Origin of the sequence: Nostoc sp. (assembly GCF_036917815.1) — a bacterium.
GTDB lineage: Bacteria > Cyanobacteriota > Cyanobacteriia > Cyanobacteriales > Nostocaceae > Nostoc.
The window spans coordinates 203558-226754 of sequence record NZ_JBALEK010000041.1 but is presented as its reverse complement, the minus strand read 5'-3'; the positions used below and the strand labels follow the sequence as shown (position 1 = coordinate 226754).

Annotated in this window: 13 protein-coding genes; 9 read left to right on the top strand and 4 right to left on the bottom strand. The window is 41.9% G+C overall.

The genetic code is table 11. From position 1 onward, the window contains the following. The first annotated feature begins 13 nt into the window (after positions 1–13). The 9 genes from V7K97_RS11875 (at position 14) to V7K97_RS11835 (ending at position 15668) form a co-directional block, all read left to right on the top strand. Positions 14–1813, top strand: coding sequence for an AMP-binding protein (locus tag V7K97_RS11875; protein WP_334801120.1), 1800 nt, complete (start codon positions 14–16; stop codon positions 1811–1813). Positions 1814–1993: 180 nt separating this feature from the next. Continuing rightward, on the top strand, positions 1994–2569 hold the full coding sequence (locus V7K97_RS11870) for a TetR/AcrR family transcriptional regulator (RefSeq protein WP_334801119.1): 576 nt from the start codon (positions 1994–1996) through the stop codon (positions 2567–2569). A gap of 71 nt (positions 2570–2640) precedes the next feature. Further along, entirely contained in the window at positions 2641–3201 is a 561-nt protein-coding gene (locus V7K97_RS11865; RefSeq protein WP_334801117.1) for an HPP family protein, read from the top strand. Positions 3202–3602: 401 nt separating this feature from the next. Beyond that, complete coding sequence (locus V7K97_RS11860) at positions 3603–4046, top strand: helix-turn-helix domain-containing protein (RefSeq protein WP_334801116.1); 444 nt, start codon at positions 3603–3605, stop codon at positions 4044–4046. Positions 4047–4776: 730 nt separating this feature from the next. Beyond that, positions 4777–4944 (top strand): LysM peptidoglycan-binding domain-containing protein, encoded by a 168-nt coding sequence (locus tag V7K97_RS11855; RefSeq protein WP_334801115.1) that lies wholly within the window; start codon positions 4777–4779, stop codon positions 4942–4944. A gap of 209 nt (positions 4945–5153) precedes the next feature. Further along, positions 5154–5660 carry a 3D domain-containing protein gene (locus tag V7K97_RS11850; RefSeq protein ID WP_334801114.1) on the top strand — a complete coding sequence of 169 codons (507 nt, stop codon included), beginning with the start codon at positions 5154–5156 and terminating at the stop codon, positions 5658–5660. Positions 5661–6253: 593 nt separating this feature from the next. Continuing rightward, positions 6254–7147 (top strand): hypothetical protein, encoded by an 894-nt coding sequence (locus V7K97_RS11845; protein WP_334801112.1) that lies wholly within the window; start codon positions 6254–6256, stop codon positions 7145–7147. Between the two features lie 17 nt (positions 7148–7164). Continuing rightward, on the top strand, positions 7165–10959 hold the full coding sequence (locus tag V7K97_RS11840; RefSeq protein WP_334801110.1) for a caspase family protein: 3795 nt from the start codon (positions 7165–7167) through the stop codon (positions 10957–10959). 86 nt (positions 10960–11045) lie between these two features. Beyond that, complete coding sequence (locus tag V7K97_RS11835) at positions 11046–15668, top strand: nSTAND1 domain-containing NTPase (RefSeq protein ID WP_334801108.1); 4623 nt, start codon at positions 11046–11048, stop codon at positions 15666–15668. Positions 15669–16150: 482 nt separating this feature from the next. Here V7K97_RS11835 and V7K97_RS11830 read toward each other — a convergent pair whose 3' ends face one another. The 4 genes from V7K97_RS11830 to V7K97_RS11815 form a co-directional block, all read right to left on the bottom strand. Further along, on the bottom strand, positions 16151–16318 hold the full coding sequence (locus V7K97_RS11830; RefSeq protein ID WP_334801107.1) for a hypothetical protein: 168 nt from the start codon (positions 16316–16318) through the stop codon (positions 16151–16153). Then, complete coding sequence (locus V7K97_RS11825; RefSeq protein WP_334801105.1) at positions 16293–16457, bottom strand: hypothetical protein; 165 nt, start codon at positions 16455–16457, stop codon at positions 16293–16295. The genes V7K97_RS11830 and V7K97_RS11825 overlap by 26 nt, the downstream gene beginning before the upstream one ends. 96 nt (positions 16458–16553) lie before the next feature. Then, entirely contained in the window at positions 16554–21677 is a 5124-nt protein-coding gene (locus V7K97_RS11820; RefSeq protein WP_334801103.1) for an nSTAND1 domain-containing NTPase, read from the bottom strand. Then, positions 21647–22984, bottom strand: coding sequence for a P-loop NTPase fold protein (locus V7K97_RS11815; protein WP_334801102.1), 1338 nt, complete (start codon positions 22982–22984; stop codon positions 21647–21649). The genes V7K97_RS11820 and V7K97_RS11815 overlap by 31 nt, the downstream gene beginning before the upstream one ends. Positions 22985–23197: the final 213 nt, after the last annotated feature.

The following is a 23197-nucleotide window of genomic DNA, read 5'->3' as shown; positions in this document are numbered from 1 at the left end:
ATACTCTGATTTTATGGTCAGAGTACCAGCATCTTCAATGGTAGTTTCTTTGTTTTGGTTAGGCATACATTCCGGCATCCCAAGCAAGTGGGTTTTGAGAATTTGTGTTACTAAACTTTACAACATGGGTAATTTTGCACGTCCTTCGTCATATCCCACGATCGCTATATCAGTTCATATTAAAAGAGAACCTATGCATTCCTATGTACCCTTGAGTCCAACTACTTTCTTAGAGCGCAGTGGTCAGGCATTTCCTAACCGAAGCGCGATCGTCTACCCTGATGGAATAGTGACTTACGCCAAGCTATTGCACCGCTCTCGCTGTTTGGCACAAGTCCTAAAGCGACTCCAGGTGGGGTATGGAGATCGCGTTGCTTTCTTAACACAGAATAATCAACAGACAATCGAAGCCCACTTCAGTATTCCAGCCATCGGTGCGGCGATCGTCATGCTGAATCCTTGGTTGGCAGCGCCAGACCTCCTATCTCTGCTGGAATATTGCGAGGCGAAAGTCTTAATTGTGGATGCTTCCTTGAGCGAGAAAATCCTCCTTGACCCTCAGCTTCCCCTTGACCACTTACAACAAGTAATTGTTATCAATAGCGCTGCCAACCCAATCTATTCTGGAGTCCTCGACTACGAAACCTGTCTGGCGGGTGAAAATGGCGATTTTCGGCTGGATCAAACCGTTGTCAACGAACTAGATCCCCTCGCCATCAACTTTACCAGTGGTACTACTGGTCGTCCAAAAGGGGTAATTTGCAATCACCGAGGCGCTTACCTGAATGCACTGGGGCAGGCGCTGATGATTGGACTCAACCGAGCCTCGAAGTATCTGTGGCTGCTCCCCATGTTTCATGTTAATGGGTGGGGGCATATCTGGGCAAATGTCGCCGTGGGAGCTACCCAAGTTGTCCTGCCAGGCGATCAAATCCGGGATGGGTTTGCAGATATAAGTCAGGCACTCTCCCAGTACCAGATTACCCACCTATCTGGTGCTCCTCGCCTTGTGCGATCGCTGGCATCAGCCCCTAACGACAAAAAAGCATTTCGGGGGCTGACGATTACCACGGGGGGATCTGCTCCTGCTCCTACCCTGATCCAACAATTAGATCAGATGGGGGTCAATTTCATCCACCAATATGGGTTAAATGAAACCTTCGGCCCCTACGTCGTCTGTCAGGAGCAAGAAGAATGGCAGGCATTGCCCGCTTCAAACCGTGCCCTTAAGCGTGCCCGTCAAGGAGTGGCAACCATCCATGCTGGAACGGGATTGCGAGTGGTCGATGCCTCAAAACGAGACGTTCCTTGGGATGGTCGTACCTTGGGGGAAGTGATTGTGGCAGGTAATACAGTAGCGACAGGCTACTACAAAAATCTGGAAGCTACCAAAAAAGCCTTTCGGGATGGGTGGTTCCACACCGGCGACATGGCAATTATCCATCCAGATGGCTATCTAGAAATTCGAGACCGCCTGAAGGACTTAATCTATATAGAAACTGATTACGGTTGGGAGAACATTTCCTCCATAGAGATTGAGAATGTGCTGTGCCGACACGAACAAGTAAAAGAGGCGGCGGTCATTGGGATCTCACCCGAAGAGCTAGGGAAAAACCACACCCTTTTGGTGGCTTTTGTGGAGGTAGGAGACTCCCAAGCCCTTACCAAAGAACATTTGCGCCATTTTTGTGGGTCTCAACTTGCTTGTTACAAGCAACCCCAAGTGTTTTTCTTCATCGACTTGCCCAAGACGGCGACAGGAAAGGTTCGCAAGGACTTATTAGTAGGGGAGGCGCTTAGGAAGATCCAATAAAAAAAAGTTCCGCCGTCGCTTTTGACCTCCAGTCAAAAGCGCTAATATATCAACGCTATGCCTAAAATATTTATGATCCGGCGGGAAATTTTTTTCGAGTCTTGTGCCTTACCCACTGAAAATTGAAAAATATTCAGATTAGTACTAGACAAACTTGTCTGTCTAAAGTATCTTTATTTTATGAGCTTACGAAATTTATCTGGTGACTCCAGTACAAAAATCTTACAAACAGCATCTAGGCTGTTTTACGAGCAAGGCTACCATGTTACTGGTATCAATCAAGTGATTACGGAAGCAGGGGTAAGCAAAGCAAGTTTTTATCACCATTTTTCCTCCAAAGAAGAGTTGTGTATAGCGTACTTGCACAAGCGTCATCAAAATTGGTTTTCTTGGTTGCAGCAAGAGGTTGAACTCTATGAAGATCACCAAGAACGTTTGTTGAGCCTGTTTACTTTTTTAGAAGGATGGTTACCTGATAGCAACTTTAGAGGCTGTGCTTTCTTAAACATCGCCTCGGAATTTCCGTCACCCGACAGTAAGATTCGGCTCTTGGTTGTAAATCACAAAAATGCTTTGCAGGATTACATTAGGCAACTTGTTGACAGATTGAATATTTCAACCAAGAAAAATAATACAGTAATGCTTGCAGATTTCATCTATATTCTGTTTGAGGGAGCAATTACTGAGAGTCAAATTTATAGATCAACACAAGCTATTCAAGCTGCACGAGAAGCAGTTAAGCAGTTAATTAATTAACCATTTATTTTTTTGACATTTTTATACAGACCAGTCTGTACAAAGCAGTTAACAATTTGAGGTGAATGTGTATGCTTAGGCAATCAAACAGCGATACTGGTAGCACCAGAAAAACAGCGTCTTGGATAAATTTTTTTTATAAGTTCAAAGGAGATAATAGTAAACTACCTCCTAAGCATTCGGCTAGAGCAATAATACTTGCTTGGTTAGGAGGATTTCTGGCAATCAGTGCGATCGCGCTTCTCTGCAATACATTTTCTGTAGCACTTGTACTAGGCTCTTTTGGCGCGTCCTGCGTTTTGGTTTTTGGGTTTCCAGATGTGCCCTTTTCACAACCGCGAAATGTGCTCGCAGGTCATTTTTTGAGTTCCTTTATTGGTTTGGTATGTCTGAAGCTTTTTGGAGCAACGTGGTGGTCAGTTGCTATAGCTGTTGGTACTGCCATTTCTGTGATGATGCTTACCCGAACAACTCACCCACCAGCAGGCTCCAATCCAGTTATTATTTACCTGACAAAACCAGTATGGAGTTTTCTGCTGTTTCCCACTCTTTTTGGAGCAATAATTTTAATCCTTGTTGCGCTTCTCTATAATAATTTTACCCACGAAAGTAGATACCCGAAATATTGGTAAAGCAGATTCACTAGATCAAGGGTATGAGTAGCATTCGCGCAGAAAACTGGGTTAATAGATATTACGTTAGTAACGATACCTCTGCCAATTTACGAGGGTTCAATGCCACAAGAAACGGGATGAACACGACCATTACCACTAAGCTTGGCAAAAATCTGGGTTAATAAAATAGGCTCAGGGATTTCAGTCTCGCATTTTTAAGATTTCACGGACATATAGAAAGCCACATTTGCGATGGCGCAAGCGCCCACCGTAGGTGATCGCACCCAAGCTTGGAAATTTATGCGAAGACAATAACTCTATTACATCGGTTTTCTCTTTTCATCCTCTTATTTTGGCTAAGGTATTGAACAAGCTAAACCTGATGTTCAAAAAACCTTAATTTTTAAAGGAAAAGAACAATGGCAACTTTTACAGAAAATGGTCTTGTTAGGGTTAATCTAAAACAGGAAAAATCCTCTACTAACAAGGAAAGTAAAAAAGTAAATACTCAAGATTCCATATTTCCATCCATTCCCCGACTGCATAAGGTTTTCGAGTTTATTGAAGTGAATTATCATCAAAGTATTAGATTAAAAGAAGTAGCTCAAGCAGTTGGTTATTCCTCAGCTTATTTAACCGACTTAGTGCGAAAACTTACCGGGAAAACGGTCAATAATTGGATTATCGAGCGTCGGATAGCAGAAGCAAGCACCTTGCTTTTAGAAACTAATGACTCCGTTGATGATATTGCTTTAAAAGTAGGCTATCAAAATATCAATCATTTCTACTGTCAGTTTCGAGACTACTATCAAAATACTCCCTGTGCTTGGAGAAAAATACAGCGTTCTCACTCATTGTTATAATGATACCCTAAAATATAGCCGTAGCCAGCTTAGTTAGGACGCTGCTTGCTGGAGAACGGTTTCTATTGCATCACCGAACAAGGCAAAAGTAAAAAGTAAAAAGGCACTCATCAAGAAAAAGAAAAATGGTTTGAGAGCAACTAAATTTATTTATGGAATGAAATAAAAACATTTATAACGATAGCGCCGGCGGCAAGCGAGTCATCGAGCGTCGTGGCGCAGCGCGTTCGCATGATTGCGTCTCGTAGAGAGAAATAAGGTGTCCTTATTAAATCCCCTCAATTTATTTATGGGGATTATCTTTTTACTTTTTACTTCTTAAACTTCTTGAGACCATCCAATTCAATCGCTTGCATAACTTTTCGCCGAAAATCAATCATCACTATAAGCTTTTGCCATTCAGATAGGGTGGATGCAATGCTAACTCTTATAGTCTACGTCCTAATGTTTATGGCTACAGCTATATTACCTAACTATTAGCCGCTAATTAATTAACTAATATATTATCGCGCATCTGATACGCTTATTATGCAATTTGTAAATAAGCGTATTTTTTGATTGTGGGAATAATCTAAAAATACTTAATACTTAATTAGTCTCTTACCTAAAAATAGTTAATTATCAATCCAATTACTAAAGAATAGTATTGATATTAAGAAAGAGCGAAAGGGTTAGCAAGCAAGCTAAACCTTGTCTTTTCCAAAAACTTAACTTATCAAAGGAGAAAATTATGACAGTTACACGTGGTCAAGATTATAAAGTACAAGAAGGTGACAATCTTTTGAAGATAGCTCAGCAAGCTGGAGTGCCACTGCAAGCACTGATAGACGCTAATAAGACGATATTAATACAAGGTCCAGACCACATCGAACCAGATTGGGTACTTCACATTCCCTAAGTCTTAATAACTTAGCGTTAATAGCTTAAGCCGGATAACTGATCTTAACCCTCTTGTGTCACTGTTGGAAAACAATTATCGAAGCCAGATTCTGAAACTATTAATTAGTCAAAGTTTGAAGCTTTATTTTCTAATAGAAACTAAAATTTCAAGCAAAAAAAATGGAAAATAAAGCTCTCAAATGTCCAAAATCTACTCATGAGAAAATCATGTCTACTCAATTGAATCTACAAGCTACATTTTACAGCAGGGAAGAAACACAAGGACACGCACCTGCGACTGGCATTTTTGGATCTACATTAGGTGAAGCACTTAGTGGTCAAGGGCATCTACAGTGCGCTATAGACCCAAATGTTATTGCCCTGAAAACAAACTTTACCTTGATACTTTGGGATGGAAGGCAGGTTCAAGCCGCAGCACTAGATACGGGTACAGCAATTCAAGGTAACAAGATTGATATCTTTGTTGATACCAACAGCGAAGCTATCAATTTAGGTGTAAAGTCTGTCACGGCAGTTTTAGATAATGGGGTAGGTAATCATCCTGATAGTCGAACCTATACTGTTCAACCAGGTGACTTTCTCTCCGCGATCGCCCAAAAATTTTACGGGGATGGTAGTGAACAATCGTGGAGAAAAATCTACGATGCAAATAAAGCCGTAATTGGATCTGACCCTAATCAGCTTCAAGTTGGGATGATACTTACCATTCCCTAATGCCACATAGCCCAGAAAATAGTGTTTGCGCTTAACAAGGACTTGAAGCGTACACCCGGATTTCTCACAAAGCCAGAGAAAAGAGGAGTCAAAAACTGCCAAAATGTCTATTGCAAATGAATTCCAGCAGTTTTAAGCATGACTTCTCAGAAAACAGATTGTATACCGTAACAGTTCAAATTTGAACAAGTAAAGTCATCTGCAATCGTAGTTAATTTTAAGGGTGAGACAGTAGCATCTGATGCAGGATTAACCTTAATTACAGAACTTGTAGCTTTCTGTTTTTACTTTGGTTTATCCTGCTCACTTATCCAATTTAATCATGTATCAATTAAATCATCCTAAATTTTGTTCACTCCCATGATTTTTTTCACTTGTGAGAAATCCGGGTAATGTATGTTCAAATGGCTATTGTTAATAACTGTTACAATAACTGATCTGCTGCATAAAAACAAGGTGATAGCTTGATAAAGAGTAGTTGAGAATTTCCAAATATTGATGGTTAACTACTTGTAGTCCAAATAGAAGTTGCTATACAAATAATGTGTATGCAAAACAACCGCTTTGAATCAGCAATTTAATGTCAAATACTTATGATGAAAAATTTTCACAAAACATTGGCAGTAATAGTGATTATAGCAACCTTCACAAGTGGCTGTAGGTCTACAGATGAGTATAAAAAATTCGCGGAATCTGGAATAGTTTTTGCTGAAGCTACTAATTCTCTATTAGATACTGCTGGTCAGATTAAAATCAAGGCAACATCTGAACAGGTATTAAAGAGCAGAAGAGATAGGATACAAGTCAATGGTAATAAACCTGCTGATGGAATTGTTAATACCTATAATGAATTGTCAGAACAAGATAAAAAACGGCTTTCACTTATCAATGAACTTCGTAAGCATAATGAGTTATTGCAAGCATACTTTAGTAAACTTATAGAGCTAGCTGATTCTGACTCTCCAGTTAGAACTGAGAAAGCAGTTGAGAATATAACTGCTCAGTTAGAGGGGAGTGGTAGCAAGCTTCTAAATTTAAGCCCCATCAAAATTGATAAGTTGCCATCAGTCACTGAGATAGTTCTTGATTCTCGGATTAATGGCTCACTTAGAAGAGAATTAGAAAAGCGAAAATACACAATTTATGGAGAAATAACAAGACAAGAAAAACTTTTAAAATTCATCAGTAAATTAGTGGAAGAAGATGTCGGAACCATACAAGATTTACAAGAACAACGCCTTGTAATTGAACCTCTTAAATCAGAAAGTATAGATAATGAAGATGCATGGATTAACACAAGATTAACTGTTCTGACACAGAATGCTGAGATAATATTAGCAATAGATAAAGCAAGTAATAATTTAAATAAGTTCAAAGAGCTTTTTCTTGCTTCTATTGAAGGAGAATTAACTAGTAAACAACTAAATAGTTTTATACAGGAAACTAATTCATTGTCAGCACTTATTTCCGAAAAAAATAGTCATTAATTAGGAGAAATTAATTTATGTCTACTAACTTTGAAGCAGCACTTGAAGAATTAACAAAAATCTCCAGGAAACTTTATCAAATAAATATTAACGATGTCGAATCAGGAGAAAGATTAGCTTTTATCAATAAACGAGATAAACTTGCTGCTGAAATTGGGAAAGTAGAAAATACAATATTAGAAGGACTTTCAGCAGACTTACGACTAAATGAATCTTCACTCCAAAAAGGAATAGACGACTTAAACCGCGAAATTGAAGCAGCTAATAGTATAGCTAGAATTACAGAGGGAATTGATAGACTCTTTAGTATTCTAACTGCGATAGTGATTCCAACGCGAAGAATCGAAAGTCGGAAATTATACGCTTTGCTTGTGGGAATCGATAACTATCCCAACCCTAATCATCGCCTCCAAGGGTGTGTAAACGATATTACAGCAATCGAAGAGTATCTAAACGCACGATTTGACAAACAAGAATACCAACTGTATTTACAAACACTTAAAGATGAACAAGCAACCCGTGAGGCTGTTATTGATGGCTTTCGCAACCATCTTCGTCAAGCTGGAGAAAACGATGTAGTTTTGTTCTATTACAGTGGTCATGGTTCCCAGGAATTAGCACCAAAGGAATTTTGGCACATAGAACCAGACCATCAGGATGAAACTTTAGTATGCTACGACAGCCGTACCGAGAACGGCTGGGATTTGGCAGATAAAGAATTGGCACTACTAATTGCGGAAGTAGCAGAAAAAAAGCCGCATCTGACCATTATTCTAGATTGTTGCCACTCTGGTTCCGGCACCAAAGACCCAATGCAAGAAGCTAAAGAACGACGCTTAAACACAGACAAGCGAGAACGTCCACTGAATAGCTTTATTTTTAAGCTGGAAGATTTAGAGAAACTATCAGATTTCCGTGACCGTGACCCCGAAAAACACCCGACTGGCTGGAAGATACCCACGGGTCGTCATGTTCTTTTAGCAGCTTGTCGAGACTACGAAACAGCAAAGGAATATCCTGGTAAATGTCGGGGTTATTTCTCTTATTTTTTGATGGATACACTTTCCAAAGCCAACGGAAAGCTGACTTATCGGGATTTATTTGGACGTACAAATGCCATTGTCCGCAGTGAAAGGTCAGATCAATCTCCGCAATTGGAAGTAAATCACATTGAGGATGATAACAAATTTTTCCTCGATGGTGCGATCGCTGAAATTGAACCCTACTTTATTGTTCAGCAAGATCAAACCTCTGGCTGGGTGATTGAAGGTGGTGCTGTCCACGGAGTGCAACCACCCAAAGATAGCGAAACTACTTTACTGGCACTGTTTCCCTTTGATGCCACTATCGATGATTTGCGCGACCCCTCAAAGTCTGTGGGTAGAGCAAAAGTGACTCAGGTATTGCCAACTAAGAGCAAGATAGATATCGAAGGAGTGCAAAACCTGAAAAGCGAAAGCGATCGCACTTTTAAAGCAGTTGTTACCAGTTTACCATTACCGCTTTTAGGGGTTTACTTTGAGGGAGATGAAACAGGTGTAAATCTGGCGCTTGAAAAGCTCAAAACAGCCGGACTCAATGGTAAACCCTCAGCCTATGTCCGCGAGTCACAAGAAGTTGGCAAAGCCAATTTTCGCCTGTTGTGTCGCAATAACCAGTATATAGTAACCAAAGCAACAGATGACCGACCCCTAGTAGCTCAAATTGATGATTACACTCCAGACAATGCAGACAAGGCAATTAAACGTTTAGAACATATTGCTCGTTGGATAACAATTGCTCAACTTGCAAATACTGCGGCGACTCAAATTAAACCTGGTGACGTGAAGATGGAACTCATATTTGTTGATGAGGATTTATCACAATCAAAGCAGATACGTTTGCAGTACAAGTATAAGGACGGTGAATGGCAAAAGCCGGAATTTAAACTTAAACTTACCAATACAACTAGAAAGCCACTTTACTGTGCTTTGGTCAACCTTTCAGATAGTTTTGCTATTAGCGCCCCGTTTTTTGAAGCAGGTAGTATTAGGCTGGAAGCAGGAGAAGAAGCTTATGCTCTAATAAATGGAGAGGAATTGGTGGAACTCGAAGTCCCTGATGAGTATTGGAAACTCTTAATTACCGAGTACAAAGACATTCTTAAATTGATTGTGACCAAGGATGAATTTAATGTCAGATTACTAAATCAGGATAAACTTGATGCTCCTCGACCTATAACTAGAGATATAGAATCCCCAAATCAAAGTAGTCTTGAGCGTTTAATGACTCGCACGCAAGATCGCGAACGCGAAATGGGAGCGGCTAAGAGGTTTGATGATTGGTACGCTGAGGAAATCACAATCACTACAGTCCGTCCTTTAGATTCTAGCCCAGTTTCTCAAGAACAAGAACAACAATTAGCGGTAGGGGTAAAGTTACTACCCCATCCCAGCTTAGTAGCAAATGTTCGCCTTACAACTACACCACAAGTCAGCCGAGATTTAGGTAATAAAATTGTCCCCCCGATTTTACGAGAAAATCCAGAAGTTATTCGACCCTTCCAATTTACTACCAGTCGCGGTACAGACCCAGGATTAAGTGTACTGGAACTGAGTAACGTTAAAGACCACGAAGTTGTCACCCCAGATGCACCTTTAAAATTATTATTTGATGGACAACTAGTTAACAATGAATACTTGCTTCCTGTGGGTTATGATGGGGAATTTTTCTTACCCTTAGGTCGCGGGAAAGCAACTGGAGATGGCAAAATCGAAATTGAGTTAGAAAGATTACCAGCCCCCGTTAGCGAGGGAGAACGTAGTTTAGAAGGTTCTATTCGCATCTTTTTTCAAAAAGTGATCAGCCAGGGTTTGGGACGGGAATTTGAATATCCGATTTTAGCAGTAGCCTCCGTGGGAGAGGACAAGAAAGTAACCTATAACCAGGATGAGAATTATGTTAAGCAGCAGATAGCACAAGCAAAACGAATTGCCCTCTACATCCACGGGATTATCGGCGATACTGAAAGTTTAGTGTTTACAATCAAACAACCTGTATTGCAACCGGATGGGCAAAAGTCTTCCATCAGCGAACTTTATGATGTAGTTCTCACTTTTGATTACGAAAATCTGAATACTAACATTGAGCAGAATGCCCAACATTTAAAACGACGACTAAAAGATGTGGGTTTATCAGAAAATCACGGGAAACAATTACACATTATTGCTCATTCAATGGGTGGTTTGGTATCTCGCTGGTTTATTGAGCGAGAAGGAGGTAATAAAGTTGTCCAACACCTGATTATGTTGGGTACACCAAATGCAGGTTCTCCTTGGGCTGTGGTGGAAGATTGGGTAAAATTGACTCTGGGTATTGCACTCAACGGTCTTTCTACAGTTGTTTGGCCAGCAAAAGTGGTGGCTATATTGATGGGTACATTAGAAAAAAATATTCGGGTAGCCCTAGCCCAAATGAACCCAAGTTCTGAGTTTATCAAATCTCTCGCTGAGAGTGACGACCCTGGCATTCCCTACTCAATTATCGCTGGTAATACCTCTATTATTCCCGCAGCATTAGAACAAGAAGTAGAGAGAGCATCGATCATAGAACGGCTACAACAACGTTTATTTAAGAAAGTTGTAGAATTGCCCTTTTTTGGCACGCCAAATGATATAGCAGTCATTGTCGATAGTATCACGAGTATTCCCAGAGGGCGATCGCATCCTCCCAACATTCAAGAAGTACCTTGTGACCACTTAAGTTACTTTGGTGTCGAATTAACAACAGTTGGGTTAGAAGCTTTAGTTGCAGCAATTAAAAAACAGAAGTAAACAGCAAAAAGGTACTCATTTGGCATTTCTTTGTCTGAATGAGTGCCTGGCTCACTTATGTATTTATGCCATTAAGAGGTGTATTAATGTCAAAAAATAAGTTTAGGCGTAATTTCGCTATCATTATCGGTATTAATAATTATGAAAATGGGATTAGAGAGTTAGAAACCGCCGTTCCTGATGCTCTCAAACTTGCTCAAATTATCCAAGAGCAACATCAGTCGCTCAAACAGCAATATCAATCACAAAATAAGTACGAAGTCAAGTTAATTTTAGATAAACGCGCTACCCTCAATCAACTCAAGCAATTAATTGCAGACTTAAAACAAGGACAAATACCTCTTGACAGCGAAACAATTACAGTTACCAAAGATGATCGCGTCCTCTTCTATTTTGCTGGACATGGTATCGCCAAAGATGCTCTAGAAGAGCAAGAGGGGCCAGTAGGCTATTTGATTCCGCAAGATGCCACATTAGAAGATAGTAGTACTCACTTGCCGATGCAGGAGTTACATAATGCCCTAACTAAACTCCCTTGTCGGCATATGTTAGCAATTTTAGATTGCTGTTTTGCAGGTGCTTTCCGGTGGGCAAGTCTCAACCGAGAGATTCTGCCCAAAGTCACAGTCTATAAAGAACGCTACGATCGCTTTATCAGTGATGCAGCTTGGCAAGTAATTACTTCTGCTGCTGATGATCAAAAAGCCTTGGATTCTTTGGGTGTGGGTGTGCGGGGGGAAGTAAAAGAAGGTAACGAGGTTCACTCTCCCTTTGCCAAAGCGCTTTTTGATGCCCTACGTGGAACTGACAAAAAAGCTGACTCGGATGACGATGGGATTGTTACGGCAACTGAACTGTACTTTTATTTGCGAAATAAAGTTGAAGTTGTCACAGAAGAGTACTTCAAGCGGCAAACTCCAGGTCTGTGGCCACTCAAAAAACATGACAAAGGGGAATTTATCTTTCTGTTACCTAATTTTGACCGAGATAAATTGGAGGATGCACCACCACTTAACTTAGAAAATAATCCTTATCAAGGATTGCAATCTTATGACGAAAAAGACAGTAACTTGTTTTTTGGTAGAGAAAACCGGATTGAAGAGCTTTATCAGAAAGTCGTTTCCAATAAACAAACGTTGACAGTCATACTAGGTGCTTCTGGAACAGGTAAATCCAGCTTAATGAAAGCCGGGTTGTTGAAGCGTCTGCGTGATTCCCCGGAACATAAGTTTCAGATTTTAGACCCCATGCGTCCAGGGGAAAGTCCTTTGCAGGCTTTAGCACAGGTATGTTTACCAATTGCAACGACAATTACTGTTGCAGAATTAGAAAAAGACGAGCAAGCTTTAGCAAACATCGTTAAACGTTGGAGCCAGACTAATCCTCAGATTAAACTATTGCTGGCAGTCGATCAGTTTGAAGAGTTGATCACTTTGTCTAAGAGTGACAAAGAACAAGAGCAGTTTCAGAAATTGATCAAGAATGCGATCGCTAAATATCCCGACAAAATCCACGTAGTTATCACCTTGCGACTCGACTTTGAGGGTCAGTTTCAAAACTCTATACTCAAAGACTTTTGGAATGATGATACCCGATTTGTCGTCCCGCCAATGACCCAGGATGAATTCCGGAAAGCAATTGAGGAACCAGCGTCAGAAAAAGTGGTATATTTCGATCCTCCCAGCTTGGTGGATGAACTGATCAACGAAGTCGTACAAATGCCAGGTGCTTTACCTTTACTTTCTTTCACCCTCAGCGAATTGTACCTGAAGTATTCGGAAGACCGCACCAGGGATAACCGCGCCTTAACGAAGAAAGATTACGAAGAATTAGGAAGAGTAGTCGGTTCTCTAACCAAGCGTGCTAACCAAGAATACGATCAGTTAGTTGCAGAAGACATTGCTTATAAAGATACAGTACGTCGGGTAATGTTGCGGATGATTTCATTCCAAGGTGTCGAATTAGCAAGGCGACAGGTTCCCAAGTCTGAACTAGTTTACTCTGACAAGAAAGAAAGCGATCGCGTGAAAACAGTCATCGAACGCTTTTCTAAAGCGCGTTTAATTGTTGAAAGTTTGAATTCTCAAGGCGGAAAGTATGTAGAGCCAGCCCATGATGCTTTAGTACAGGGATGGAATAAATTATCCGAGTGGAGAAAAGAAGAGGAAGAAGACATAATTTTACAACGGCGGCTGACACCGGCTGCCGAAGAGTGGGAAAGTGTCGCCAGCAAGGAACAGCCATCAGGTTTGCAAGCCAAAGCTGAAACTGTAATTGATTGCTTAGATCGCTGCTTCTGCTTTTTTGAAAACTTACCTAGTAAATTTAATAAAAAAATCAAAACTTGGCTTTTTCAAGGATCGCAGCAAAGACAGCATCAACAAGAGGGTTTGAGAAAGAAACCTAAACAGTTTCTTTGGAATAGTAATCCTTATCTTGATGTCTTAAATCAGGAACTTCAGTCTCATGACAATTGGTTTAATAAGTTAGAAACAGAATTTGTCCAACAAAGTGTTTTACAGAAACGCCGGGACAATAGTTGGGGATGGCGGTTTGCGATCGGATCTATCTTGATTTTAAGCGGGTTAACTGTTTGGGCGCTGTGGAGTCAAAGAAGTGCAAAGATTGGTGAAACCAGTGCTTCTAGAGAAACAGCAGAAGCAAAGCTACCGCAGCAAGGGTTAGATGCCTTAATTTATAGCCTACGAGCAGGAAGGTCACTACAACACCCACTGTTGCGATTCTTTAAACCAGGTGAACAGCTACAAAATCAAGTGACAGGAACGCTGCAAGAAGCAGTTTATTCAGTCCGAGAACGCATTCGCATGAAAGAGGCTAAAGGCACAGTTAGAAGCTTTCTTAGCCCAGATAATAAGCTTCTGGCTAGTGCTGGAGATGACGACACTATCCGCCTGTGGGATTTAAAAGGTCATTTTGTAAAAAAATGGTCAGCAGAGCAAGGCTTGGTCACTAATCTTACTTTTAGTCCAGATGGCCAACTAATAGCGACTGCCGGCCGTGATGATACTGTCCGTCTGTGGAACTTACAAGGTCGCCTTGTAAAAAAATGGTCAGCAAAGCAAGGCTTTGTCAAAAGTATCAGCTTTAGCTCAAATGGTCAGCTTTTAGCTACCGGAGGAGCAAACGATACTGTCCGCTTGTGGAACTTACAAGGCAACGCCATTGGGCAACCCTTCGGAAGGAAACTTGCGCCTCAACAAGAAAAGCTAGTTTGGGGCGTAGCGTTCAGTCCAGACGATCAAATCATCGCTAGTGCTGGCGATGACGGTTTTATTAGCTTGTGGGACTTGCAAGGCCATCCGTTGGGAGAATGGAAAGGAAATAAAAATGGTATCAATGGTATCAGCAGCATCAAATTTAGCCCGAATGGTCAGCGACTAGCAACAGCAGGAGAAGATAAGACTGTCCGCCTGTGGAATTTGCAAGGTCAGCAACATCAGCAATTAGGAGAGCCATTTAGAGGGCATGAAGGTAGAATCTGGGATGTGGCATTCAGCCATGATGGTAAGCAACTAGCCAGCGCTGCTGGAGATGGGACTGTCCGTGTGTGGAACTTACAAGGTAATGAGTTAGATAAATTTCAAGGGCATCAAGGGCCAGTCAGAAGTGTCAGTATCAGCAAAGATGGACAGCTAATAGTTAGCGCTGGTGATGATGGTACTGTCCGTGTGTGGAATTTAAACGACCAGCAGGCAAAATTCACACAGTATCAAGACACAGTCCGCAGTGTCAGTTTTAGTCCAGATGGTCAGCGAATAGCCAGTGCCGGAGATGATGGTACTGTTCGCTTGTGGAACTTGCAAGGTCAACAGTTAGCAAAGCCATTTACAGGTCATCGAGGCAAAGTCCTCAGCGTCAGTTTTAGTCCAGATGGTCAACGCATAGCTAGCGCCGGAGATGATGGTACTGTGCGCTTGTGGAACTTGCAAGGTCAACAGTTAGCACAGCCATTTCAAGGTCATCGAGGCAAAGTCCGCAGCGTCAGTTTTAGTCCAGATGGTCAGCGAATAGTCAGTGCCGGAGATGATCGTACTGTCCGCTTATGGAATTTGCAAGGTCAACAGTTAGCACAGCCATTTCAAGGTCATAAAGGCAAAGTTAACAGCGTCAGTTTTAGTTCGGATGGTCAACGAATAGTCAGTGCCGGAGATGATAGTACTGTCCGCTTATGGAATTTGCAAGGTCAACAGTTAGCAAAGCCATTTAGAGGTCATCTAGGCCCTGTTTATGACACAGTTTTTAGTCCAGATGGTAAGCAAATAGCCAGCGCCGGAGATGATGGTACTGTCCGCTTGTGGAATTTGCAAGGCAAACAGTCACTACAGCCATTCCAGATATCTGGCTTCAAACTAAAAGCGGTGGCGTTTACCCCCAATGGCAAGATGATTGTCGGTAGCGGGGACAAAGGTACTGTACAGTTGTGGGATTTACACGGTCAAAAGTTTGCAGGCTGGATAGGGCATCGAGGTTCTCAAATCGAGAGCGTTAGTTTTAGCCCCGATGGGAAGTTACTAGCTACCGCAAGTGATGATGGTATCGCTGAACTGTGGCACATTCAATCATTCGATGAGCTGATGCAAGGGGCTTGCGATCGCCTTAGTGACTATTTGCAGAATAACCCTAATGTGGAGAGCGATCGCCATCTCTGTGACAATGTACCATCAACTACTGCAAATCCCAACAACTAGATTCAGGTGAGAGCGATCGCCATCTCTGTAAAGGAATTAAAGCTTCTCAGTTGCCAGAACAAACACAGAAAATTAGTATAGGCAAAACAATTGCAGTATCAACTCCCAGTACTTTGGGTGTGTCAAAAGTACTTAGTAAGTGAGCGATCGCTATCTCTGTGACGACGTACCAGTTTCAGTTACATCTCAATTTTCTACTATCCCTTCTCCCGCTACATCTCCCCCTAGTGCAAAGAAAATTCGTATCCACTCAGTAAATTGGGGTAAGGAGAAAAAAGAAGAAGGAAGATTGTACACCTTGCGTCGTAGAATATGACACATGACGCAAACAGCACCCGCAGAGAAATTAATGACCGTATTGCTGCAATCTATAGACCCTAAAAAGTGCAATTTATACGCGCGATAGCTTACTCCTTCGTAAATTGGCGGATGTATTGAAATTAATTTGTAAAAAATTAATGCTGAATCTTAGCAAAACAATATCACTTTTTACCCTTGACTTTTTTCAATGCTGCTTGTCTTACTTCTGCATTAAGCAAATAACCAAAACCCACCTTTTCTAAACGCAGCACAAATTCCTCTCGTGTATTGCCCAATTTACTAGCTGTAGCATCCAAATTCCAATTATGCTGCGCTAACTGACTCAGCAATTGACACTCCCCGGCGAGTCTGCATTCCTGATAAGCGATAAGTCTTCAAATACTCCAATTCCCCATTCTCTCGAATAATTGCTTCCCCAATATGATTTTCTTCATTGGGGTTGAGGTCAGTAATAAATCTTTGTAACATAACCCGTGATGTCAATCGCTATCGCACCTACTTTCCCAACGTTAGGCTTGTTTCACCTGAATAGCCATTAAGTAAATTCGATAATCAAATAGGCTATCACTTACCAGAACACAAGGCGCGATCGCTGTTCATTACCTTTTGATTAGTCTGCAAATAATCATGTAGCAAATAGCAACCATGCGCCAGTAATTTTTCTAGTTGGATATCCGCCAAATTCTGTAAAATCACGGTACCATTAGCACTACCCGCAGCCAAAGTTTTCCCGTCATGGCTGAAAGTGACGCTGGTTAACTCATCCTTATAACCTTTCAAAGCAATCAGCAATGTCCCTTCTCGATTCCAAAGCCTCAGATTGTCATCACTGCTGGCTACCAAAGTCTTACCATCGGGGCTAAAACTCACGCTGATGAAACTATCGCCATCTCCCGTAAGATTATTTAGCAAATCACCATCCCGGCTCCAAATCTTCACTGTACTATCAATACTAGCTGAAGCGATCGCCTGACTATCAGGTGTCCAAGCAACTCCATTTACCCGGCGACTATGATCAGTCAGTGTGTATAGCAATTTACCTTCTACACTCCAAATTTTCACGGTCTTATCATCACTGGCTGAGGCTAGCAACTTGCCATCAGGACTAAAGCTGACCCAATTCACCGCATCTTGATGTCCCTGCAAGGTGTTAAGTAGTTTACCGTTGCGACTCCAAAGCTTCACTGTTTTATCTTTACTAGCTGAGGCTATTACTTGACCATTAGGCGACCAAGCAACACTCAAGACGGTATTATTATGACCTTGCAAGGTATTGAGTAGTTTACCGTCTTGGCTCCAAAGCTTCACCGTTTTATCTTTACTCGCTGAAGCAATTACTTGACCATCGGGGCTGAAACTCACGCCCCAAACTTGCCCTTTATGCCCTGTGAATGTACGGATAAGTTTACCATCACGACTGAGAAGTTTTACCGTTTTATCTCGACTTGCTGCTGCTAAGGTGCGATCGTCTGGGCTAAAACTGATGCTAGTTACCCAGTCATCATTATCGGCTTTGGGCTTCCGCAGTAACACATCATCCCAATGCCAAAGTTTAATCGTTTTGTCTCGACTGGCGGAAGCAAGGGTGCGACCATCAGGGCTGAAACTGACACTGTTAACCCAATTATTATGTCCCTTCAGGGTTCCTAGCAACACACCGTCACTACTCCAAAGTTTGATTGTCTCATCGGTACTTGCGGAAGCGATGGTTTTACCATCGGGGCTAAAACTGACGCTGGTAACTCCAGCACTATGCCCCGATAAGGTTCGCTGTAGCTTACCCTTCAGATTCCACAGTTTAATCGTCTGGTCTAAACTAGCAGAAGCAATAGTTTGACCATCGGGCGACCAAGCTACACTTATGACTGCATCATCATGTAAGAGCAAGGTTTTGAGTAATTTCCCGTCCCGACTCCACAATTTCACCGTCTTGTCAGCACTCCCAGAAGCAATGGTTTGACCATCAGGCGACCAAGCGACACCCAAAACTGCACCATTATGTCCCTGCAAGGTTTTCAGTAATTTCCCGTCCCGACTCCACAGTTTCACCGTCTTGTCAGTACTCGCCGAGGCAATGGTTTGACCATCTGGGCTAAAACTGACGCTATTCACCACAGCTTGATGCCCTAATAAGGTAGCAAGCAATTGACCCTCTCGACTCCACAGTTTCACTGTCTTGTCTTGACTGGCGGAAGCAAGGATTTGACTATCGGGGCTAAAACTGACGCTATTGACTACATCTTCGTGTCCCAACAAGGTTTTAACCAAGCTACCATCGGGATGCCAGAGTTTGATGGTATTATCTGCACTAGCTGAGGCTATTAAAGAGCGATCGCCACTAAACATCACACTATTCACCCCAGATATATGCCCTTCTAAGCGGTTATACTCTCTTACCCCGGATACTGCTTGATAAAGTGCCGTTAAAACTTCTTCTCTTGTATAGGAATCTACCCAGACTGTTTGTTGTAATTTTTTCCCCGCCTTTAAACCTTCCTTTAAAGCATCAATACCTTTTTGTGAGGCAAAGAGGGCTTCACTGGATACACTCAGGGTTTTTATCTCGCTATCGACTGCTGTGACTATGGAGACACTTAACCCGAATATGGCGAGAACAGAAGCAGTCAGGGCAATTTTCAACGAACGATTTAATTGAGCTTCACTGAGTCTTTGTTTCTTTTGACTTTCTGCGAGTTTAGCTGTTAACTCTTTTTCTTTGAGTTCAGCTCGCAAATGTTCAATTTCTAACTGACTCAATTCTTCTCGTTTGTGTAATTCTCGCAATTCTGTTAAGAGGTCTAACCCCTGTTGGGGATGAGTATCTACAAATTTGGAACGCTGCTTATTTTGGCTAAGTTCGCTCTTAAGTCGCTCAATCTCAGCTTTACTTTGTTCTACTTTGTAGCGCAATTTATTTAGTTGTACCTGGAAGCTTGATTCTTGTTGTTGCAGATAGCGAATCAAGTCTACTAAATAATCATGAATCAGTTGATAGCGTTCTGGGACATCAGGGAATAGTACCACTAAACCAGAGCTAACTAAAATATCTAAGACTAACTCCAATTTACCAGCATCTTCTAACTCTGCTAGCTGCGTTGCTAACTCAGCACGAGTTTTAAAAGGTCGGTTGTTGCTTTCATCTGTTAATAAGTATAAGACAAGTAATGCGGCTCGTTCATTTTCTGGGCCGCAGTCTTTAATCAGTTCTTTAATATAGCGCTCGATGAGTTTGTTAGGTCTATAGGGCTGATATTCTTCTAATGTAGTAATGCGCTCGTCTTGAATTTGCGCTCCCACAACTTGTAATTCAATGGGGCGGACTTCTCCAAATTCTGTTGATAAATCTTCAACCAAGGCATCAATTAAAGCGGGTTCTAAATTAAACTGCGATCGCTCGGTCAATTTTCGGATAATTGCTTTAGCATATTCGGGCGAAAAATTATTTAACTGGTAACGAATATGCTTGTCGAGAATATTATTATTAATTGCTTCCAGCGCCGAAAGATGCTTAAAGTCTAATAACCGATGTAAATAATCTTCTCGCAACGAAAGGATAACTTTGACAAAGGGTATATTGAGGCAATCGCTAATAAATTTATCAAACTCTTGCTTTTGATTGCGATCGCTATAACCAAAGAAAAATTCTTCAAACTGGTCAAAAATTAAAACTGTGATCAGATGGTTATCAGCATTTTCTTTTAGTTGTTGTAAAATTCTCCCAATGGCGATCGGTGTGCCAGAGTAAGGCAAAGCTGCCGGTTCAATGGCTGTTTCCCTTTTGATATCAGCATAGATAGCAAGGGATGCGTCACTAGACATCGCCTCACTTAAAGATTTTCCCAGTTCCCGTGCCCAATCGGTATAAACTTGCAGTACCACAGGCACAGCTATTTGATCGCCAATGGCTCGATTTTGCAGGGCTGGAACTAAACCCGCCGTGACGGTAGAACTCTTACCCACCCCTGATTGACCGTGAATCACCGTCAACTTTTGATCGGCGCGGCTAATTCTGCCAATTAAGTTATTAATATCACGCTCTCGACCCGAAGCCGCAATTTCTAAAGCAACGCTGCTACTTCCAGAAGGTGACATTAATGCTGGGTTTGTCGCCTGTCTTTGGGGTTGCAAACGTCCTGCACCAATAAAAGCCCGAAAACCATACTGCTGCTCAACAGAACGGCGTTTCTGGCGAATATAATAGGCTTCTAGATAGCGCCCTTCTTCAAAATATAGCGATCGCAGTGTTCGCAACAAGCGAATATAACGATGGGCATCGTATTGATGGGTGCTGTTTTCTAAGGCTGCTGGTAGTTCTTTTGTCGCCTTTTCTAAGTATTCACGAGCGACTTCTAACTCACCTAAATTTCGCTGTGCTTTCGCCAACACTAAATAGTAAATTTGCCCCAATAATAAGGGAAATAAGCAGTTATAAGGGTCGTTTTGCTTTTGCGCTTCACCTAACTTTAGCAGTGATACGTGTGCTAATATACTCGCTTGCACCCACCGCGACTGCTGCACAGCCACTTGTGCCAGAAAACCGTAGTCACAAGCTAATTGAATTTGACTACCATAAGTTTGATGTAACTCCAAAGACTTTTGAGCAACAGTCTGCAATTCTTCCCACTCTTGCAGATATTGCAAAACTGCTGCAAGTTGACCAATAAATCTAGCCACTATATCTAAACGCCCAGCCACCTGCAAGATATTCAAGCATTGCTGAAAATAAGATTTAGCCGTATACCAATGGCGGCGGTTTTCTATTTGATTTTGCTCTGCAAAACGGCAATAACACAGCCCAATATAAAACAGCAAAATTCCCTGTCGCAGAAGCAGTGGAGATGGGCGATTAGGAGGCGCAGGGTAAGAAAACACTCCCTCATCCCCCTCATCCCCTTTATTCTCTAGCTCCACCAACTTTTGCCAAACCTGCAAGCTTTGCTGAAAATGGCTTAAAGCTGTATTGATGCGATCGCTAATATAATTATCTAAACCAAAAACAAATTCTAAGCTAGCGTGTAATGCTGGCTCTAAGGTAATACCACGATCGTGCAACTCTCTGATGGCAAAGTGGAGTTCATAGCTATGTTCCCAGACTTGCTCCACAGTAGAATAATGCTTTGCAACTTGAGGAGGTTGGTGTTGTCCACCATCGGTTAGTAACACCGTAGCAAATAAAGAGTCAGTTTCCTGTTGCAGAAATTGCAGCAGTGATTGAGTTGTCATTTCAAACTGAATCGGTGTAGCCGCCCAACTAGCAAAATCTGGTGCTAAACGCACTACCTTTGGCAATATTTCCTCATTCACCCACAAAATCATCGGAAATGGGTGGCGTTTGCGAAACTCATCCCGAATATGATTAATAGACCTCAGTAAATCATCGATTCCATCTACTGACTCTAAACCCAAAATCATCAACGCCGATGGCGGATTATCTTCAGTTACCAGTTGTAAATGAATACTTGTGTAAAGACTTCTAGCATTATGGGGCAGAACTACCTTCTGAATTTGATGTACTCCTGAAGAGAGTTCTTCGAGTCGTTGCAGCATTTGCTCTTGCAAAACTCGATAATTGCAGCACACCAAAACCAGGGAGAATTGACCGCTAGAAAGGGTAATTGCTCTCCCCAAACTCCGTAGAGCAAGCTCGTTAGCTGCTCTTATATCTGCTTGTGGGTGTCGTTCGACCATGATTTAAATTTTTCCGTCTCTGCTAAAACTGGGTTGACGGCAAACCAAGCTCCTTGATGATCGCGGTATTCAAATACAAATAAACTTCGCAATAGGGTGTAGTATTCTATATCACCTCTGACCCTCTGCTGTTGCACCACCTGAAAGATTAATTCCCACTCATTGGGATCGATGGCGTTGGCTCGGTAATCGCGCTGTCTTCTAATTACCAATTCGACACACTCCCGATCGAAAGGTGGATCTTGTTCTCGCAGACAGTCAAATAGCAAACCTAGCAAGTCGCGTACATGACCACCACTAATCAGGCACAATCGATCTAAGGTTTCTAGACTATCAAACACTTCTGTAATTAAGCCTAACCGATCGCTAGGCAAAATGTCTGGAAAAGCTCTAGCTAGAACCATTTGCCGCAACATTGTTAACCCTTGAGGAAAAATCTCGCCAGAGCGCAGACGCACAGGTATCATCGGTAAGACTTTTGGGGCGACTCCTCCGCCTAAACGATGCTGAAGTTCGGCGCTATCGTTGGAAAAAGTCAAGGCTAAGGGAATAGTGTAGACTACATGACAATTCAATTTGCGTAACTGTTCGCCGCGCTCAATAAATAAATATTCTGGCAGCGATCGCCCCGATGGTAAAGGCCGAATTGCAACTCGATCCAGGTTATCAACAATCACCACCAGTCCTTTTTTACCCTTGGCTTTCAGTTGCTTGATGGCAGGTTCTAGCAATTCTTGATTAATTGACTGTAAAATATTTGCTGTTCGCGGTTCTAAATAATCTCTTAACCGCCGCCGCAATTGGGGACTTTCTTTAGCCTTCGCTGTAATTTTAGCAATTCCCACAGATAACTCTGCTTCTACCCCAAGTTCAATTGGCGTATGTAAAAAATCCACAAGTTCACCAAATAACTTGCTAAAGTAGCTAGGTTTGAACCTAATTTTCATGGCTTCTAGGCTTTCACTCACCTGGCCAGCGATTGCCAAGAGAATATCAGTCACATCCACATCGGCCATTTCCAAGACGTGGGTAGACTCGAAGTAAACTACCTGAAATTGCTGCTCCTCTAACTCAGCTTGCAGCCGTAACAACTCCGTTGATTTTCCACAGCCGAGATGTCCGGTAAATAGCTGACAAGTTGGGGCATCTGGCGAGATGCGAGCGATGGTGCGCTGCAAAGCTTCGATGATTTTGCCACCCCGCACCGCAGCAAAATCGATATAGTACCTGCGATCGCTGGCATTTCCTATAATTAGAGGTCTGCTGGGATTGCAAGCCTGATAAAATCTTTCTAAATCTAGGAGCATAACTAATCGAGTTCACTCAGGAATAGGGATGACAAAATAAATATATTGATTTTAGGGAATTTATTGCTTAATTTAAGTACATTTCAATCAAACTACTAACTAAACTAGCAGCATTCCGGATAATTTTTAATATCCACGTTTTATATAGCACATAGCAATGCTGATATTTGAGTTAAAGTAAGCAGAAATACTACTATAAGTACAAATAGCAAA

Coding starts and splice junctions, on each gene's coding strand:
- V7K97_RS11825 (WP_334801105.1), bottom strand. CDS start 16,457: ATGTTACAAAGATTTATTACTGACCTCAACCCCAATGAAGAAAATCAT.
- V7K97_RS11870 (WP_334801119.1), top strand. CDS start 1,994: ATGAGCTTACGAAATTTATCTGGTGACTCCAGTACAAAAATCTTACAA.
- V7K97_RS11835 (WP_334801108.1), top strand. CDS start 11,046: ATGTCAAAAAATAAGTTTAGGCGTAATTTCGCTATCATTATCGGTATT.
- V7K97_RS11875 (WP_334801120.1), top strand. CDS start 14: ATGGTCAGAGTACCAGCATCTTCAATGGTAGTTTCTTTGTTTTGGTTA.
- V7K97_RS11840 (WP_334801110.1), top strand. CDS start 7,165: ATGTCTACTAACTTTGAAGCAGCACTTGAAGAATTAACAAAAATCTCC.
- V7K97_RS11850 (WP_334801114.1), top strand. CDS start 5,154: ATGTCTACTCAATTGAATCTACAAGCTACATTTTACAGCAGGGAAGAA.
- V7K97_RS11860 (WP_334801116.1), top strand. CDS start 3,603: ATGGCAACTTTTACAGAAAATGGTCTTGTTAGGGTTAATCTAAAACAG.
- V7K97_RS11815 (WP_334801102.1), bottom strand. CDS start 22,984: ATGCTCCTAGATTTAGAAAGATTTTATCAGGCTTGCAATCCCAGCAGA.
- V7K97_RS11855 (WP_334801115.1), top strand. CDS start 4,777: ATGACAGTTACACGTGGTCAAGATTATAAAGTACAAGAAGGTGACAAT.
- V7K97_RS11820 (WP_334801103.1), bottom strand. CDS start 21,677: ATGGTCGAACGACACCCACAAGCAGATATAAGAGCAGCTAACGAGCTT.
- V7K97_RS11865 (WP_334801117.1), top strand. CDS start 2,641: ATGCTTAGGCAATCAAACAGCGATACTGGTAGCACCAGAAAAACAGCG.
- V7K97_RS11845 (WP_334801112.1), top strand. CDS start 6,254: ATGATGAAAAATTTTCACAAAACATTGGCAGTAATAGTGATTATAGCA.